This is a genomic window from Streptomyces sp. NPDC030893, from assembly GCF_055571535.1.
This window is the reverse complement of record NZ_JBVIFC010000014.1, coordinates 185,169-199,659: the sequence shown is the minus strand read 5'-3', so window position 1 is coordinate 199,659 and position 14,491 is coordinate 185,169. Positions and strand designations below refer to the sequence as shown.

Sequence of the window (14,491 nt, the reverse complement as noted above, 5' to 3'; positions counted from 1 at the left end):
CCACCCGTGCCGCCCCAGCGGCACGACTGCCCGCGGATTGCGGAGGGTGAGGGCACGACTGCCCGCGGGAGCGCGGGGACGCGGGGACGCGGGGTGGGGGTTAGTGGTCTGGGGAGAAGCGGAGGGTGTGGGGTGGGATGGTGGCGTCGCACCAGACTCGGGCGCCGTCGAGGAGTTCGTTGTGGGCGCCGATGGTGGCGCCGTCGCCTATGACCGTGCCGGTGAGCACCGACCGCTCGCCCACCCTGGCCCGCGCCCCGATCACCGAGTCGGTGACGACCGCGCCGGGTTCGATGACCGCACCCCGCAGGATCGTGCTGCCGAAGACGCGCGCGCCCTCCGCCACGAACGCGCCCTCGCCCACCACCGTCCCGCCCGAGAGCTTCGCGCCGGGCGCCACGGTCGCCGTGGGCAGCACCAGCCGGTCGCCGCAGCGTCCGGGCACCGCCGGGGACGGCGCGCGTCCCAGCACCAGGTCCGCCGAGCCCCGTACGAACGCCGCAGGCGTGCCCAGGTCCAGCCAGTACGTCGAGTCGACCATCCCCTGAAGGTGCGCGCCCGCCGCCAGCAGCCCCGGGAACGTCTCCCGCTCCACCGACACCACCCGTCCCGCCGGGATCGTGTCGATCACCGAGCGCCGGAAGACGTACGCCCCCGCGTTGATCTGGTCGGTGACGATCTCCTCCGGTGTCTGCGGCTTCTCCAGGAAGGCGAGCACCCGCCCGGTGCCGTCCGTCGGGACCAGCCCGTACGCCCGGGGGTCCGTCACCTTCGTGAGGTGCAGGGAGACGTCCGCGCCCGTCGTCTCGTGGGTGCGGACCAGCGCGCGGATGTCCAGCCCCGTGAGGATGTCGCCGTTGAAGACGAGCACCGGCTCGTCCGGGCCCGAGCGCAGCCGGGAGGCGACGTTGCGGAGGGCGCCGCCGGTGCCGAGCGGCTCCTCCTCCGTCACGTACTCGATGTGCAGCCCCAGCGCCGCCCCGTCGCCGAAGTACGGTTCGAAGACCTCGGCCAGATAGGACGTGGCCAGGACGATGTGCTCGACGCCCGCCGCTCTCGCTCTCGCCAGCTGGTGCGTGAGGAAGGGCACCCCGGCCGCCGGGACCATGGGCTTGGGCGTGTTCACCGTGAGCGGTCGCAGTCGCGTGCCTTTGCCGCCGACCAGGAGGATCGCTTCTGTCACCTGTCGTCTCTGCTTCCTGCCGGGACCGGCCGAACTGTCTTTCGGCCGGTCAGTGTATGCAAGCCCCTCCCCGGCAGGAGGAAACGCCCGCGCGATCAGCGTCCCTGGTAGCGGGCCGCCGTGGAGCGCACGGACTTGAGCTTGCCGTAGAGCTTCCCCCCTGGGCACGAGGTGTTGAACCCGTCCCGGTGACCGGAGATCACGTTCAGTCGTACCTTCTTGCCTTTGCCGTAGAGGTTGCCACCGCCGGACGTCAGGTATGTCTTGGACCGCGGATTCATACCGTGGAGTCCGAGCTTCCACGCGGTGAGCCGGGCGACGGCCTTCACCGCCGACTTCGACGGCTTCTTGGATCCGTAGGAGCCGATCACCGCGATGCCCGTGCTGTTGCTGTTGAAGCCCATGGTGTGGGCGCCCTTCACCGCCTTGGCCACTCCCCCGGCCCGGCCCTCGTAGATCCTCCCGCACTTGTCGACGAGGAAGTTGTAGCCGATGTCCCGCCAGCCCAGGCTCTTGACGTGGTAGCGGTAGAACCCGCGGACGAGCGACGGCGCCTGTGAGCACGTGTAGTTGTTGCCGGAGGCGGTGTGGTGCACGAAGGCGGCCTTGACCTTGCCCGTGTACGTGAACTTCTTCTCCCGCAGGCTCTCGTCCGCCTTCCAGCCGCGCCGGGTGACGATGGCGGGGCGCGGCCCGATGTAGGCGTCGGCCCGCTGCTGTTCCGTCAGGTGGGAGTCGCCGAGGGTGTGGAGTTCCTGCCGGGTCTCCTCGGCGGTCAGCTCGCGGATCTCGGTGGCGCCGAGCGCCGCGAGTGAGGCGTTGGCCGCGGAGGCGGCGGTGGCGTCGGCGGTCATGGGAGCCGTACGCCCCTCCAGGGCGTCCCCCGGCGACGGGGCGGTGCCGGCGTCCGTGTCCCCCTCCGTCTCCGTGTCCGTGTCCCCCTCCATCTCCGTGTCCGTGTCCGTGTCCGTCTCGGTGTCCGTTTCCGTGTCCGTGTCCCCGGGATCGATGAGCTCGAGCCGCAGCCCGGCCGGCAGCGCGGAGGCCTCCTCGCCCCCGGCCCCAGCCGTCCCGTCACCACCGGACTCGTCGGACTCGCCGGGCTCCGGCTGCACCCGCACCTCCACCCCGTCCGACTCCCCCACCCACAACGGCGCGGTGGCCCCCCGCACCCGCCCCGAGGCGGCTTCCTCGGAGCCCGGGTCGGCCGCGTGGTCGGTGTAGTGGGTCTCGACGTCCCGCCAGCCGGACCAGCCGCCGGTGCCGGCCGCGCGGGTGCGGACCTGGACGCGGCCGTGGAGTTCGGCGGCGGGGTCGTCCCAGATGACGCCGAGGAGGGAGAAGTGCCGTACGGCGCGGGGGGCGAGACCGAGGACGGCGCCGGAGGCACGGTCGTGGGTGAGGGGGCGCAGGGGCAGCGACCGGGTGCTGCCGGGAACGTCGGACGGGGCCGTCACCGCCACGCGCGTGGCCGCTTCCGCCGTCGGGACCGGTCTCGCGGTCGCCGCGGTGGCGGGCGGAGCGAGCGGGAGGGCGAGGGCGGCGGCGCAGGTGACACCGATTGAGGAAGCAAGGATTCCACGCATGCTCCTGATCTTGGACATAGTCAGACAAATCTGTCCATCGGGGAGTTGACGGTCTGTCGGAGCCCGTTCGCCCGAACCGGTGTCCCGCGCGGGCGGTGCGCGCGGGCCGGGCCGCGTACCCTTGCGCGGGTGAACGCCACCGACCGCACCCCTGCCGACCTGCTGAGTTCCGCGCTCGCCGCGGACCCGGGACGCCCCCTGGTGACCTTCTACGACGACGCCACGGGCGAACGCGTCGAATTGTCCGTGGCCACCTTCGCCAATTGGGTGGCCAAGACGGCGAACCTCCTCCAGGACGAGCTGTCCGTCGAGCCGGGCGACCGGGTGGCCCTGCTGCTGCCCGCGCACTGGCAGACGGCGGTCTGGCTGCTGGCGTGCGCGTCGGTGGGTGTCGTCGCGGACGTGGCCGGGGACCCGGCGGCGGCGGACGTGGTGGTGAGCGGTCCGGAGCCGGAGTCGCTGGAAGCCGCGCGTGCCTGCTCGGGCCCCCGGATGGCGCTGGCGCTCCGGCCGCTCGGCGGGCGCTTCCCGCAGCCCCCGGAGGGCTTCGCCGACTACGCCGTGGAGGTACCGGGACAGGGCGACCGGTTCGTTCCGTACGCGCCCGTCGACCCGGAGGAGCCGGCGCTGATCGTGGCGGGACGGGAGTTCACCGGGGCGGAGGTGGTCGAGCGGGCGCGGGCCGAGGCACCGGAGCTCGGTCTGACCGGGCCCGCCTCACGGGTCCTGTCGGGGCTGCCGTTCGACACCTGGGAGGGCCTGAGCACGGGGCTGTACGGCCCGCTGGCGACCGGCGGCTCCGTGGTCCTGTGCCGGAACCTGGACCGCCTCGGGGACGACGCCCTGGACAAGCGGGTGGAGAGCGAGCGGGTGTCGGTCATCGCCCGGTAGCCCCGCCCCCTGTCGCCCCACCCACTCCACCCCTCGACCCGCCCACCCGGTCGGCGGCCCCGCTTCCCCCGTTCGGCGCAGCACCACCCCGCACACCCCGCCCCGCCGGGCCATCGTCGTCATCAGCGGCACGCACCACGCACCCGTACGCCGTCCTGGTCCCGTACGCAGTGAGGGGTGGACCCGGCCATGAGCGACACCGCAGGCACGCCCTCCGGTCAGCAGGGGGCGGGGCGCGCCCTGGGCCCGGGGACGGGTTCCTCGCCCACCGGGCGGGGCCGGACCCAGCGCCGCCGGCGGCGCTGGGCGCGCGGCACGGGGGTCACGGTCGCCGTCGTCCTGGTCGCCGCAGCGGGCGCCGGGTGGGCGGTGTACATGAAGCTGGAGGGGAACATCACTCCGGACGAGGCGGCGGCGGCCGAACTGGAGCGGTTCGAGGAGGACCGGCCCACCTCGCTCGTCAAGGGCGCCCAGAACATCCTGCTGATCGGCTCGGACTCGCGGGCCGGCGAGGAGAACCGCCGCTACGGGCGGGACCCGGGGACCGAGCGCTCGGACACCGCGATCCTGCTGCATCTGTCGGCGGGCCGGCGCAGCGCCACCGCGGTGTCGCTGCCCCGGGACCTGATGGTGGAGGTGCCGGGCTGCCGGCGCCCCGACGGGTCCCGTTCCGAACCGGCGTTCACCCTGTTCAACTCCGCCTTCGAGGTGGGGGGTTCCGCCTGCACGATCCGCACCGTGGAGAAACTCACGGACATCCGCGTCGACCATCACGTGGTCGTGGACTTCGACGGGTTCAAGGACATGGTGGACGCGGTGGACGGCGTCGAGGTGTGTCTGCGCGAGCCCATCGACGACGAGGACGCGGAACTGAGTCTCCCGGCGGGCCGGGTGACGCTGGACGGGGAGCAGGCGCTCGGTTACGTCCGGGCCCGCAAGACCCTCGGCGACGGCAGCGACACCAGCCGGATGGAGCGGCAGCAGCGGTTCCTCGGCGCGCTCGTCAACAAGGTGCGCAGCAATGACGTTCTGCTGAATCCGGTGAAGCTGTATCCCGTTCTGGACGCGGCCACCTCGTCGCTCACCACCGACCCGGAGCTGGCCAGTTTGCGGGGTTTGTACGAACTCGTGCGCGGGCTGCGCGAGATCCCCACGCAGGACGTGCAATTCCTGACCGTGCCCCGCGAGTCGTACGCCGGGGACGTCAATCGCGACCAGCTCGCGCAGCCCGCGGCCGGGGAACTGTTCGAGCGGCTGCGCACGGACACCCCCGTCACGGTCCGTACGGAACGTAATCAAAAGGCCACGGAAAGGGAATCCGGAGAGCCGTCCGGGAACCCCTCTCCCGCTCCCACCTTCTCGGGGAACACCGCCGCCGAGGACACTTGTACGTAAAGGCGAGCCCGAGCCAACTCCGGGACTACGAACCTTTGTCCAGGGAAATGGGTGGATTGCCCCCTTGTGAGGACGTGGAATTCGTCACCGGCGTCGCCCGATGGCGATCAGGGCGGTTAGTGTGAGCGCTCCGGTGCGTCCGTTCCTTCAGGCCCGTCCTGAGTTCTCGCACTGTGTGACCGAGACCCGAGCGCCTGGGAGGGGAAAGGCGCCGCGTGGCCCCGACGGAGGATTCAAGCGACCGTGGACGCGCACAGCCGTGGGCGGGGAGAGAACGTCGATCCCGCAGACCAGTGGGTGCTCAATCCGGATACCGGTGAATACGAACTGCGACTGAGCCCTTCCGCACCGCAGTCACCGATTCCCGGACCGCGCGGGCCGCGGCCCCGGGGTGCGGGGAATGCCGACGCGGGAAATCCGCGCGGCCGCACCGCACCGGGCCGCTCGCCCGAGCAGCCCGGCCGTGGCACGGGACCGGAGCGGGAGACGCCCGGCCGTGGCACCGGACCGGAGCGGGAGACGCCCGGCCGGGAGGTGCCGCCGCAGCGCAGGCGCCGGGGCGCGCCGGAGGAGCCGCCGCCGGGGCGGCGCGGGCGCCGGCCGGCGAAGCAGAAGGGGAAGGCGAAGAAGGTCCTGCTGTGGAGCAGCGGCACCCTGGCGTTCCTGGTGCTCGCCACCGGCGTGGGCGGCTATCTGTATCTGGAGCACCTGAACGACAACATCACGTCCGTCTCCGACGACGGCGCGAGCACCGGTGGCTTCAGCAAGGACAAGGCGATCAACATCCTGCTGATCGGCACCGACAAGCGCACCGGCTCGGGCAACGAGGGCTACGGCGACAAGGGCAGCGCGGGGCACGCGGACACCACGATCCTGCTGCACGTGTCCAAGGACCGCTCCAACGCGACCGCGTTGAGCATCCCGCGTGACCTGATAGTCGACATCCCCGACTGCCCGACGGAGCAGGAGGACGGCAGCCAGAAGGTGATCCCGGGCGAGACCGGCGTCCGTTTCAACACCAGCCTCGGCCAGGGCGGCCGTACGCCCAGCTGCACCATGCGGACCGTGACCGAGCTGACCGGGATCAAGCCGGACAACTTCATGGTGGCCGACTTCAACGCCGTCAAGACGCTGACCTCGGCGGTCGGCGGCGTCGAGGTGTGTCTGGCCAAGGACATCGACGACCCGGACTCGCATCTGAAGCTGCCCAAGGGCACGCACACCATCGAGGGCGAGGACGCGCTGGCGTTCGTGCGGACCCGCCACTCGGTGGGCCTGGGCGGCGACCTGAGCCGGATCGGTCTGCAGCAGCAGTTCCTGAGCGCGCTGATGCGGAAGCTGAAGTCGAACGACACGCTCACCAGCCCCACGAAGATGATCAAGCTGGCGGAGGCGGGCACCGAGGCGCTCACCGTCGACTCCCAGCTGGACAGCATCAACAAGCTCAAGGACCTCGGTCTGGAGCTGGGCAAGCTCAACGTCAAGAACCTCACCTTCACGACCGTCCCGGTGCTGGACAACCCCGCGGAGAAGGTGAAGGCGACCGTCGTGCTCAACGAGGCGAAGGCGCCGGAGATCTTCGACCTGATCCGCAACGACGTGTCGTTCACCGAGGTCAAGCAGCAGAAGAAGAAGGAGAGCGCGGCGGTCGCCGCCCGGCTCAAGGGCGAGAAGGCACCGGCCTCCGAGGTCCGGGTGCGGATCCTCAACGGCGGTGCCGCCGGCGGCAGCGCGCAGGCGACCCTCAGCTGGCTCCAGGTCCAGCAGGGCGTCACCAAGTCGGAGAACGCCGGCAACGCGCCCGGGGAACTCGCCAGGACGACACTCGAGTACGCACCCGACCAGGCCGACCAGGCGCGCCGGCTGGCCGCGATCATGGGGTTGTCGGCATCGGCGATGAAGCCCGGGGAGAGTGTCACCAACTCCCAGGGCGTGCCGGCGATGACGCTGACCCTCGGCAAGGACTTCAAGGGCGCGGGGGTGTCGCTCACACCGCCGACCAAGGCGCCGGACGACATCGAGAAGTCCACGGCCGACAAGGTGGAGTGCGCCAAGTAGCGATCCGACGGGCCCGTCGCGCGCTGCCCGGGGGCCGAGGTGCGCGGCGACGCCCAGCGGATCGCCGCGCCTCCGGGTCTCCCGGCGGAAGCGGTCCGGCAGTCCAGCGGCGTCCCGGAGGTCACGGTGGCCGTCGGCGCGGACCGGCACGAGGGCGCCTCGTTCCCGAAGCAGGAGCCACCCGGGGCCGGTGACCTGCCCGAGGACGCCGACGCCCTCGACGGCCGGGAGACGGGCGCCCGCACGGACCCGTGCACGCCCTGCCGCTGGTGACGGGGCCGCGGCCCGCGAGGGCGGCGGGACGGGACACCGCAATGCGGGACAGCCGGTCCGGGATTCGTTGAAGTCCCCGCGCATCCAAGGGCAACTGACGGGCCCCTCATGCGTCTAACAGGAAGCGGGAGGGGCCCGTTGGCCGAGATCGAGGAGTTTTTCAGGGGTGGGGAGGACGGGGGAAGTGACGCAGAAGGCCGCGCCGGAGACGCTCCGTGACGAGGAGCGGGAACAGGGTCCGGATCCGGACGAGCAACCGCCCACCGGTGACGGCAGCGGCCCCCGCCCGCGACGCGCACGCCGTCTGCTCAAGTGGTCCGCCGCGGTCCTCGCCCTGCTGATAATCGGCGCTGCCGGGGCGGGCTACCTCTACTACCGGCAGCTGAACGGCAACATCAAGAAGGAAGCCCTGAACCTGGGCGACAACAAGGTCGCCGAGCCGACGCCGAACGCGGCCGGGCAGACCCCGCTGAACATCCTGCTCATCGGCAGCGACGCGCGGGACAGCAAGGAGAACCAGCAACTCGGCGGTGCCCGGGAGACGTTCGGCTCCACCCCGCTCGCCGATGTGCAGATGCTGGTGCACCTGTCCGCCGACCGGACCAACATGTCCGTGATCAGCATGCCGCGCGACACCCTCGTCGAGATCCCCAAGTGCACCGACCCGGACGACGGCACGGTGTACCCGGCGAGCCAGGGGCGCACGATGACCAACCGGAGCCTCGGCCACGGCGGTCCGGGCTGCACCGTGGCCACCTGGCAGGAGCTCACCGGCATCCACATCGACCACTTCGTCATGGTCGACTTCGCGGGCGTGGTGGCCATGGCGGACGCGGTGGGCGGCGTCCCGGTGTGCGTCGACGCCAACATCCACTCGCGCGACGGCCAGGGACACGGCTCCGGCCTGAAACTGGAGAAGGGCACGACCGCCGTCAAGGGCGAGCAGGCCCTGCAGTGGCTGCGCACGCGGTACGGCTTCGAGGACGGCAGCGACCTCGCCCGCGCCCGGGCCCAGCACATGTACATGAACTCGCTGGTCCGCCAGCTCCGGGAGAACGCCACCCTCAGCAACCCCGGCAAGCTGCGCCGGCTGGCCGAGCAGGCCACCGAGGCGCTCACCGTCGACCCCGGGCTCGACACCGTGAAGAAGCTGTACGACCTGAGCAACGAGCTGCGCAAGGTGGAACCGGCGCGCATCACCATGACCACGATGCCCAACCGGTACGTCGGCGCCCGCGTGGAGCCCACCGAGGACGCCGAGAAGCTGTTCCGCCTGGTGCGCGAGGACATCGCCCTCGACGGCAAGGACGCCGAGCCCGCGCAGGCCGGGGAGAAGCCCCCGTCCGACCCGGCCGCCGAGGACGCCGACATCGCCGTACAGGTCCGCAACGGCACCCGCACCGACACCCTGGCGGCCGTCCGCGGGCGGGCCGGCACGGTCACCGAAACGCTGAAGGAGAAGGGCTTCGCCCTGGCCACCGCGGACCCCGCGGGCGCCTCCGGCGCGAAGCGGACGGTGGTGCGCTACCCGAGCGCCGACCTGGAGGGCGACGCCCGGCGCGTCGCCGAGGCCCTCGGCATCCCGGCGGGCCAGGTGAAGCGGTCCACCGAGGTGTCCGGAGTCACCCTCGTGGTCGGCGCCGACTGGCGCGAGGGCACCCGGTACGAGGCGCCCGAGGAGGACGACACCACCCCCGAGTCGGCGAAGGCGCTCAACGGGGCCGACGACAAGGCGTGCATGCACGTCAACCCCGGCTTCACCTGGTGAACGCCGAGCGGGCCCCTTCCCGGCCGGGAAGGGGCCCGCCGCGTAAGCGGGTGGCGTCAGGCGGCCGCCGGGTACGCGGGTGGCGTCAGGCGGCCGCCGGGTACGCGGGTGGCGTCAGGCGGCCGGCGCGTCCGCGGGGACGGCGGGACGCCGGGAGGCGATGACCTTCCTCGCCAGCGAACGCGGGCTGGTCAGGAAGCCCCAGCCCCACGACATGTGCATGGTGGCCAGCGCGACCGGAATCCGCAGCCGCGCCTTCAGCGGCAGCCCCTTGCCGGCCGGTACGGACCCGGCCACGATCGCCGCGAGATAACCGCCGGGCACGACATAGCCCCACGGCGTGAGCAGCCCGCCCACCAGGATCCCGGCCGCGATCGCGCACACCGCGGCCGGCGGGGCGAGATAGCGCAGGTTGATCGAACCGGAGTGGTAACGGGCCACCACGTGCCGCCAACGGCCGTAGTCCTTGTACTGCTTGGCCAGCGCCCGCACGCTCGGCCGGGGCCGGTAGGACACCTTCAGCTCCGGCGAGAACCAGATCAGCCCGCCGGCCTCGCGGATGCGGAAGTTCAGCTCCCAGTCCTGGGCGCGGATGAACTCCACGTTGTACCCGCCCTGCTGCTCCAGCGCCTCCCGCCGGAACACCCCGAGGTACACCGTCTCGGCGGCGCCCGCCTGTCCACCGGTGTGGAAGGCGGCGTTGCCCACGCCTATCCGCGAGGTCATCGCGGCGGCGACGGCGTGCTCCCAGTCGTTCTCGCCCTCGGCGTGCATGATGCCGCCGACGTTCTGCGCGCCGGTCTCCTCCAGGAGCCGCACGGCGGTGGCGATGTAGTTCGGGGAGAGCATCCCGTGCCCGTCGACGCGGACCACGACCGGATGGCGCGAGGCCTTGATCGCCGCGTTGAGGGCCGCCGGGGTGCGGCCCGTCGGATTGGGCACGGTGTGCACCCGCGGGTCCTCCGCCACGAGTTCGGCCGCGATCTCGTCCGTGCGGTCCGTGGACGGACCGAGGGCGATCACGACCTCCATCTCGCCGGCGTACTCCTGGGCGAGGATCGCGCGGACGGCGCCACGCAGATGCCGCTCCTCATTGAGGACGGGCATGATCACGGAAACGGCGGGGAGCCGCACGTCGGGATTGGCGTTCATAGGAGCCTCACGTTACCGCGAACGGGGGACACCGGGCGCGCGCCGGGGGGCCGTGCGCCGGGCCGCAGATCGTATCGGCCTACGGTGCTCACGATCCCACGCACGGCCGTCGCCCGGAGGTGCCCCCTTGCCCACGCCGTCCCGGTCCCCCCGGCCCCGCACCGCACCCCCGCACCCCCCGCGCCGGCCCGGCAGGGGCCCGCGGCCGCCCGCTCCCCCGCGCCGCAAGCCGCGCTGGGTCCTGCGCACGGTCACCACGCTGTCGGTCGTCGTCCTCGCCTCGGCCGGGATCGGGCACGCGGTGCTCAGCAGCCTCGACGAGGACATCGCCCGGGTCGACCCGTTCCGCGACATGAAGAACCGCCCCGAGGCCGGCCACGGCATGAACATCCTGCTCGTCGGCACCGACGGCCGCGAGAAGGTCGGCGAGGAGGAGCGGGAGAAGTACCGGCTCGGCGGGGCGCCCTGCCACTGCACCGACACGATCATGATCGTGCACATCTCGGAGGACCGGGACCGCGCCAGTATCGTCAGCCTGCCCCGCGACTCCTACGCCGAGACACCCCCGCACACCGACCGGGTGAGCGGCGAACAGCACAAGGGACACCCCGTCAAGCTGAACGCCGCGTACGCCGAGGGCGGGCCGCAGCTGACCGTGCGCACGGTGGAGAAGATGACCCGGGTGAAGATCGACCACTACCTGGAGGTCGACTTCACCAGCTTCATGAAGACCGTCGACGTGGTCGGCGGCGTCGAGATCTGCACCGACCACCGGCTGAAGGACGGCCACACCGGCCTCGACCTCCCGGCCGGCCGGCACACCCTCGAGGGCGGCCGGGCCCTGAGCTACGTCCGTGCCCGCCATGTCGACGGCGGCTCCGACCTCGGCCGGATGAAACGCCAGCAGCAGTTCATGGCCGCGCTGGTGCACCGCGCCACCTCCTCGGGAATCCTGCTGAACCCGATGAAGTTCCGGGACGTGGCCCGCGCGGTGCTCGGCTCGGTCCGCGCCGACAAGGGCTTCGGCACCGGTGAACTGCTGGACCTCGGACGGGCGATGCGCGACTTCTCGCCCTCCTCCTCCGAGTTCACGACCGTGCCCATCGCGAAGATGGGGCACACCGTGGAGGGCGTCGGCTCGACGCTGAAGTGGGACACCGAGAAGGCCGAGCACCTGTTCGACGCGCTCCGCCGGGACCAGCCGCTGACCGCGCCTCCCTCGCGCGACGCGGCAGAGCGGGTGCCGGTCGACCCCCGGCAGATCCGGGTGCAGGTCGAGAACGGCACCCGGACCGCGGGGCTCGGCCGGCGCGTGGACGCCGCGCTGGCGGCGACCGGGTTCAACACCACGCGCACTCCTGCCAACGCGGCGCGGCAGGACGTGGAGCGGACCGTCGTCGCCTACGACCCCCGCTGGGACCGCTCCGCGAAGTCCCTCGCGGCGGCGCTGCCCGGCAGTGAGCTGCGGGCGGTGCCGGGGCAGGGGGCGACGCTGAAGGTGATCGCGGGGGGTGACTTCGAGAAGGTTCGCAAGGTGCGGGCGCAGGATCCGGGTCAGGGGGAGGTGGGGGTGGTGCGGGGCGACGAGGTGGGGTGTTCCTGAGGGTGGGCCGTCCGGCGGTTCGGTGGGGTGGTGGGGCGGCAGGGGGCGCGGGTGGCCACTCAGGGGCTTTCTTTCGCCCCCGCCGCCCCTTCCCGTCCCATCCCTGGGGGCTCTGCCCCCGGACCCCCGTTCGCGCAGTTCCCCGCGCCCCCTGGGGGCTGAGCCCCGCGCCCCTGGGGGGTTCAGTCCTCGATGCCTTCTGCGGCTCGGTTCTGGCGTAGTTCCATGATGGCCCGGCGGCGGGACAGGCGGTGGGTGCGGCGGATCTGGGCTTCCTGGTAGCGGCGCTTGTCCTGTTCGGTCTCGGGTATCACCTGCGGCACCCGGCGCGGCTTGCCGTCGGCGTCGACCGCGGCGAACACCAGGTACGCCGAGCCGACCTGGGTGGCCGGCGCGGACTCGTTCCAGCGCTCCGCCAGCACCCGCACACCGACCTCCATCGAGGTCCGGCCGGTCCAGTTGACCTGCGCCTTCACATGCACCAGGTCACCGACCCTGACCGGCTCCAGAAAGGCCATCTCGTCCATGGACGCGGTGACGGCCGGCCCGCCGGAGTGCCGTCCCGCGACGGCGCCCGCCGCGTCGTCCACCAACTTCATGATCACCCCGCCGTGCACGGTGCCCAGAAGATTGGTGTCGTTGTGGGTCATGATGTGGCTGAGGGTCGTACGGGACGCCGCGATGGACTTGCCCGGGATGTCCGGACTCTCCGTCGCTGCGGCTGGGGCCTGGTCTGTCATGGCCTCTACCTTATGCCGTGGTGGAGTGCGCCCCGATTTGTGTCAGCTTCGCAACAGCGCTGCCCTGATTTTCCGACGACCCTTGTATGGCGTACCGCCCGGACCTGCACACTGTCTCCCATGAATGATTGGCCCGAGGCATGGTCCGACGAGAACCGCGGCCGCCGTTACGGACGCGGGAGCGCCAGTGCGCAGCCCGAGAGCGCCCGTGTCATGCGGCAGGTCCGCCGCGGTCCGGCGGCCCCGCCCGGGCAGGGCGCGCACGGCGTCCCGCAGCAGCCGTCGTACGTCGACGGCAGCGGCCACGGCGGCTACGACAGCGGTTACAACACCGGCCAGGTCTACGGCTCGCCCGGTGGTGGCGGCCGGGGCGGCGACGACGGCTACGGCCCGCAGCGCCCCGCTCCCGACTGGCGCCGCCGCATCAAGTGGACGGCGATCACGGTCGCCGCCGTGCTGGTCGTGACGACCGTCGGCACGTACTTCTGGGCCGACTCCAAGCTCAACCGCGAGGTCGACCTGTCGAAGGTGATCGAGCGGCCCGAGAAGGGCGCGGGCACCAACTACCTGATCGTCGGCTCCGACAGCCGCGAGGGGCTGTCCGACGAGGACAAGAAGAAGCTGCGCACGGGCTCCGCCGAGGGCAAGCGCACGGACTCGATGATGATCCTGCACACCGGCGACAACGGCCCGACCCTCATATCGCTGCCCCGCGACTCGAACGTGGAGATCCCGTCCTTCAAGGGCTCCGATTCGGGCAAGACCTACCCCGCGACCGGCCGCCAGGTGAAGCTCAACGCCGCCTACGCCGAGGACGGGCCCGAACTGCTGGTCCGCACGGTCGAGTTCAACACCGGGCTGCACATCGACCACTACGTGGAGATCGGTTTCGCCGGCTTCGCGAACATCGTGGACGCGGTCGGCGGGGTGGAGATGGACATCCCGCAGGACATCAAGGACACCAAGTCCGGCGCCGACCTCAAGAAGGGCAAGCAGACCCTGAACGGCGAGGAGGCCCTCGCCTTCGTCCGCACCCGGTACGCGCTGGCGGGCTCCGACCTGGACCGTACGAAGAACCAGCAGAAGTTCCTCTCGGCGCTCGCCAACCAGGTGGCCACGCCGGGCACGGTCCTCAACCCCTTCACGCTCTACCCGACCATGGGCGCGGGCCTGGACTCCCTGATCGTCGACAAGGAGATGGGCCTGTTCGACCTGGCCGACATGTTCTGGTCGATGAAGGGCGTCAGCGGCGGTGAGGGCACGTCCATGAACATGCCGATCGCCGGCACCAGCGGCGGCAACCTGCTCTGGGACAAGGCGAAGGTGAAGCAGCTGGTGAGCCAGCTGAACAACGACGAGAAGGTCACCGTCAAGGGCAACTGACGCCCGAAGCGGCCGGGGGCGCCCCCGGCCGCGCAGGACCGCGGGGTCACATGGTGGCGCCCGCCATGGCACGGCACATCTCGGAGCAGCGGCGACAGGACTCCGCGCAGCGCATCATCCGCTCGTCGTCCGGCAGGGACATGCACGCCTCGGCGCACATGTCGCAGGCCTGCGCGCACATCATGCACATCTCGTTCGCCAGCGGCGAGCGGCGCATCATCATGTCCGCGCAGATACGGGTCATCTCGGAACAGTCCATGAGCGCCCGCATGATCCCCATCCGGGCCTGGCCCCCCATCTGCAGACAGGAGCTCATGGTCTCCTCGCACACACTGTGGCAGGACATGCAGGCCGCGATGCAGTCCTGCATCTCCTGGCTCATCGGCTCCATGGTCGGCTGCTGCTGGGTCATGGTTCCTCCCAGGGCGAAGCGGGGGCCGACGCTCGGCTCCCGCTCTC

The 14,491-nt window shown here is 71.6% G+C and carries 12 protein-coding genes; 7 read left to right on the top strand and 5 right to left on the bottom strand.

Annotation, left to right across the window (positions count from 1 at the left end):
• Positions 1–100: 100 nt before the first annotated feature.
• Both manB and ACZ434_RS25095 read right to left on the bottom strand, forming a co-directional pair.
• Entirely contained in the window at positions 101–1,183 is a 1,083-nt protein-coding gene (gene manB, locus ACZ434_RS25100) for a mannose-1-phosphate guanylyltransferase (protein WP_468459501.1), read from the bottom strand.
• Positions 1,184–1,278: 95 nt separating this feature from the next.
• Positions 1,279–2,769 (bottom strand): peptidoglycan recognition protein family protein, encoded by a 1,491-nt coding sequence (locus ACZ434_RS25095; RefSeq protein WP_468459499.1) that lies wholly within the window; start codon positions 2,767–2,769, stop codon positions 1,279–1,281.
• A 129-nt stretch (positions 2,770–2,898) separates the two neighbouring features.
• Here ACZ434_RS25095 and ACZ434_RS25090 point away from each other — a divergent pair, with 129 nt between their 5' ends.
• The 5 genes from ACZ434_RS25090 to ACZ434_RS25070 all read left to right on the top strand — a co-directional run bounded on the left by ACZ434_RS25090 (position 2,899) and on the right by ACZ434_RS25070 (position 9,154).
• Positions 2,899–3,660, top strand: coding sequence for a TIGR03089 family protein (locus tag ACZ434_RS25090; RefSeq protein WP_468459497.1), 762 nt, complete (start codon positions 2,899–2,901; stop codon positions 3,658–3,660).
• A gap of 189 nt (positions 3,661–3,849) precedes the next feature.
• A complete protein-coding gene (locus ACZ434_RS25085) occupies positions 3,850–5,055 on the top strand; it encodes an LCP family protein (RefSeq protein ID WP_468459495.1) in 1,206 nt (401 codons plus the stop codon).
• Between the two features lie 243 nt (positions 5,056–5,298).
• The gene (locus ACZ434_RS25080; RefSeq protein WP_468459493.1) at positions 5,299–7,113 is read left to right on the top strand and encodes an LCP family protein; all 1,815 of its coding nucleotides are present in this window, start codon (positions 5,299–5,301) and stop codon (positions 7,111–7,113) included.
• A gap of 39 nt (positions 7,114–7,152) precedes the next feature.
• Positions 7,153–7,386, top strand: a complete 234-nt coding sequence (locus tag ACZ434_RS25075) for a hypothetical protein (RefSeq protein ID WP_468459491.1) — start codon at positions 7,153–7,155, stop codon at positions 7,384–7,386.
• Positions 7,387–7,570: 184 nt separating this feature from the next.
• Positions 7,571–9,154, top strand: coding sequence for an LCP family protein (locus tag ACZ434_RS25070; RefSeq protein WP_468459489.1), 1,584 nt, complete (start codon positions 7,571–7,573; stop codon positions 9,152–9,154).
• A 114-nt stretch (positions 9,155–9,268) separates the two neighbouring features.
• Here ACZ434_RS25070 and ACZ434_RS25065 read toward each other — a convergent pair whose 3' ends face one another.
• Positions 9,269–10,306 (bottom strand): glycosyltransferase family 2 protein, encoded by a 1,038-nt coding sequence (locus ACZ434_RS25065; protein ID WP_468459487.1) that lies wholly within the window; start codon positions 10,304–10,306, stop codon positions 9,269–9,271.
• A gap of 127 nt (positions 10,307–10,433) precedes the next feature.
• On the opposite strand from ACZ434_RS25065, the gene ACZ434_RS25060 reads away from it, so the two are divergent.
• A complete protein-coding gene (locus ACZ434_RS25060; protein WP_468459485.1) occupies positions 10,434–11,909 on the top strand; it encodes an LCP family protein in 1,476 nt (491 codons plus the stop codon).
• 182 nt (positions 11,910–12,091) lie between these two features.
• Here ACZ434_RS25060 and ACZ434_RS25055 read toward each other — a convergent pair whose 3' ends face one another.
• Positions 12,092–12,649, bottom strand: a complete 558-nt coding sequence (locus ACZ434_RS25055) for an acyl-CoA thioesterase (RefSeq protein ID WP_468459483.1) — start codon at positions 12,647–12,649, stop codon at positions 12,092–12,094.
• Between the two features lie 120 nt (positions 12,650–12,769).
• Between ACZ434_RS25055 and ACZ434_RS25050 the strand changes: the two genes are divergently transcribed.
• Positions 12,770–14,032 (top strand): LCP family protein, encoded by a 1,263-nt coding sequence (locus tag ACZ434_RS25050; protein WP_468459481.1) that lies wholly within the window; start codon positions 12,770–12,772, stop codon positions 14,030–14,032.
• A 46-nt stretch (positions 14,033–14,078) separates the two neighbouring features.
• Here ACZ434_RS25050 and ACZ434_RS25045 read toward each other — a convergent pair whose 3' ends face one another.
• The gene (locus ACZ434_RS25045) at positions 14,079–14,444 is read right to left on the bottom strand and encodes a four-helix bundle copper-binding protein (protein WP_468459479.1); all 366 of its coding nucleotides are present in this window, start codon (positions 14,442–14,444) and stop codon (positions 14,079–14,081) included.
• Positions 14,445–14,491: the final 47 nt, after the last annotated feature.

Excerpts from the sequence above, each read along its gene's own strand:
- ACZ434_RS25095 (WP_468459499.1), bottom strand. The coding sequence starts at position 2,769 with ATGCGTGGAATCCTTGCTTCCTCAATCGGTGTCACCTGCGCCGCCGCC.
- ACZ434_RS25085 (WP_468459495.1), top strand. The coding sequence starts at position 3,850 with ATGAGCGACACCGCAGGCACGCCCTCCGGTCAGCAGGGGGCGGGGCGC.
- ACZ434_RS25065 (WP_468459487.1), bottom strand. The coding sequence starts at position 10,306 with ATGAACGCCAATCCCGACGTGCGGCTCCCCGCCGTTTCCGTGATCATG.
- ACZ434_RS25055 (WP_468459483.1), bottom strand. The coding sequence starts at position 12,649 with ATGACAGACCAGGCCCCAGCCGCAGCGACGGAGAGTCCGGACATCCCG.
- ACZ434_RS25050 (WP_468459481.1), top strand. The coding sequence starts at position 12,770 with ATGAATGATTGGCCCGAGGCATGGTCCGACGAGAACCGCGGCCGCCGT.
- ACZ434_RS25045 (WP_468459479.1), bottom strand. The coding sequence starts at position 14,444 with ATGACCCAGCAGCAGCCGACCATGGAGCCGATGAGCCAGGAGATGCAG.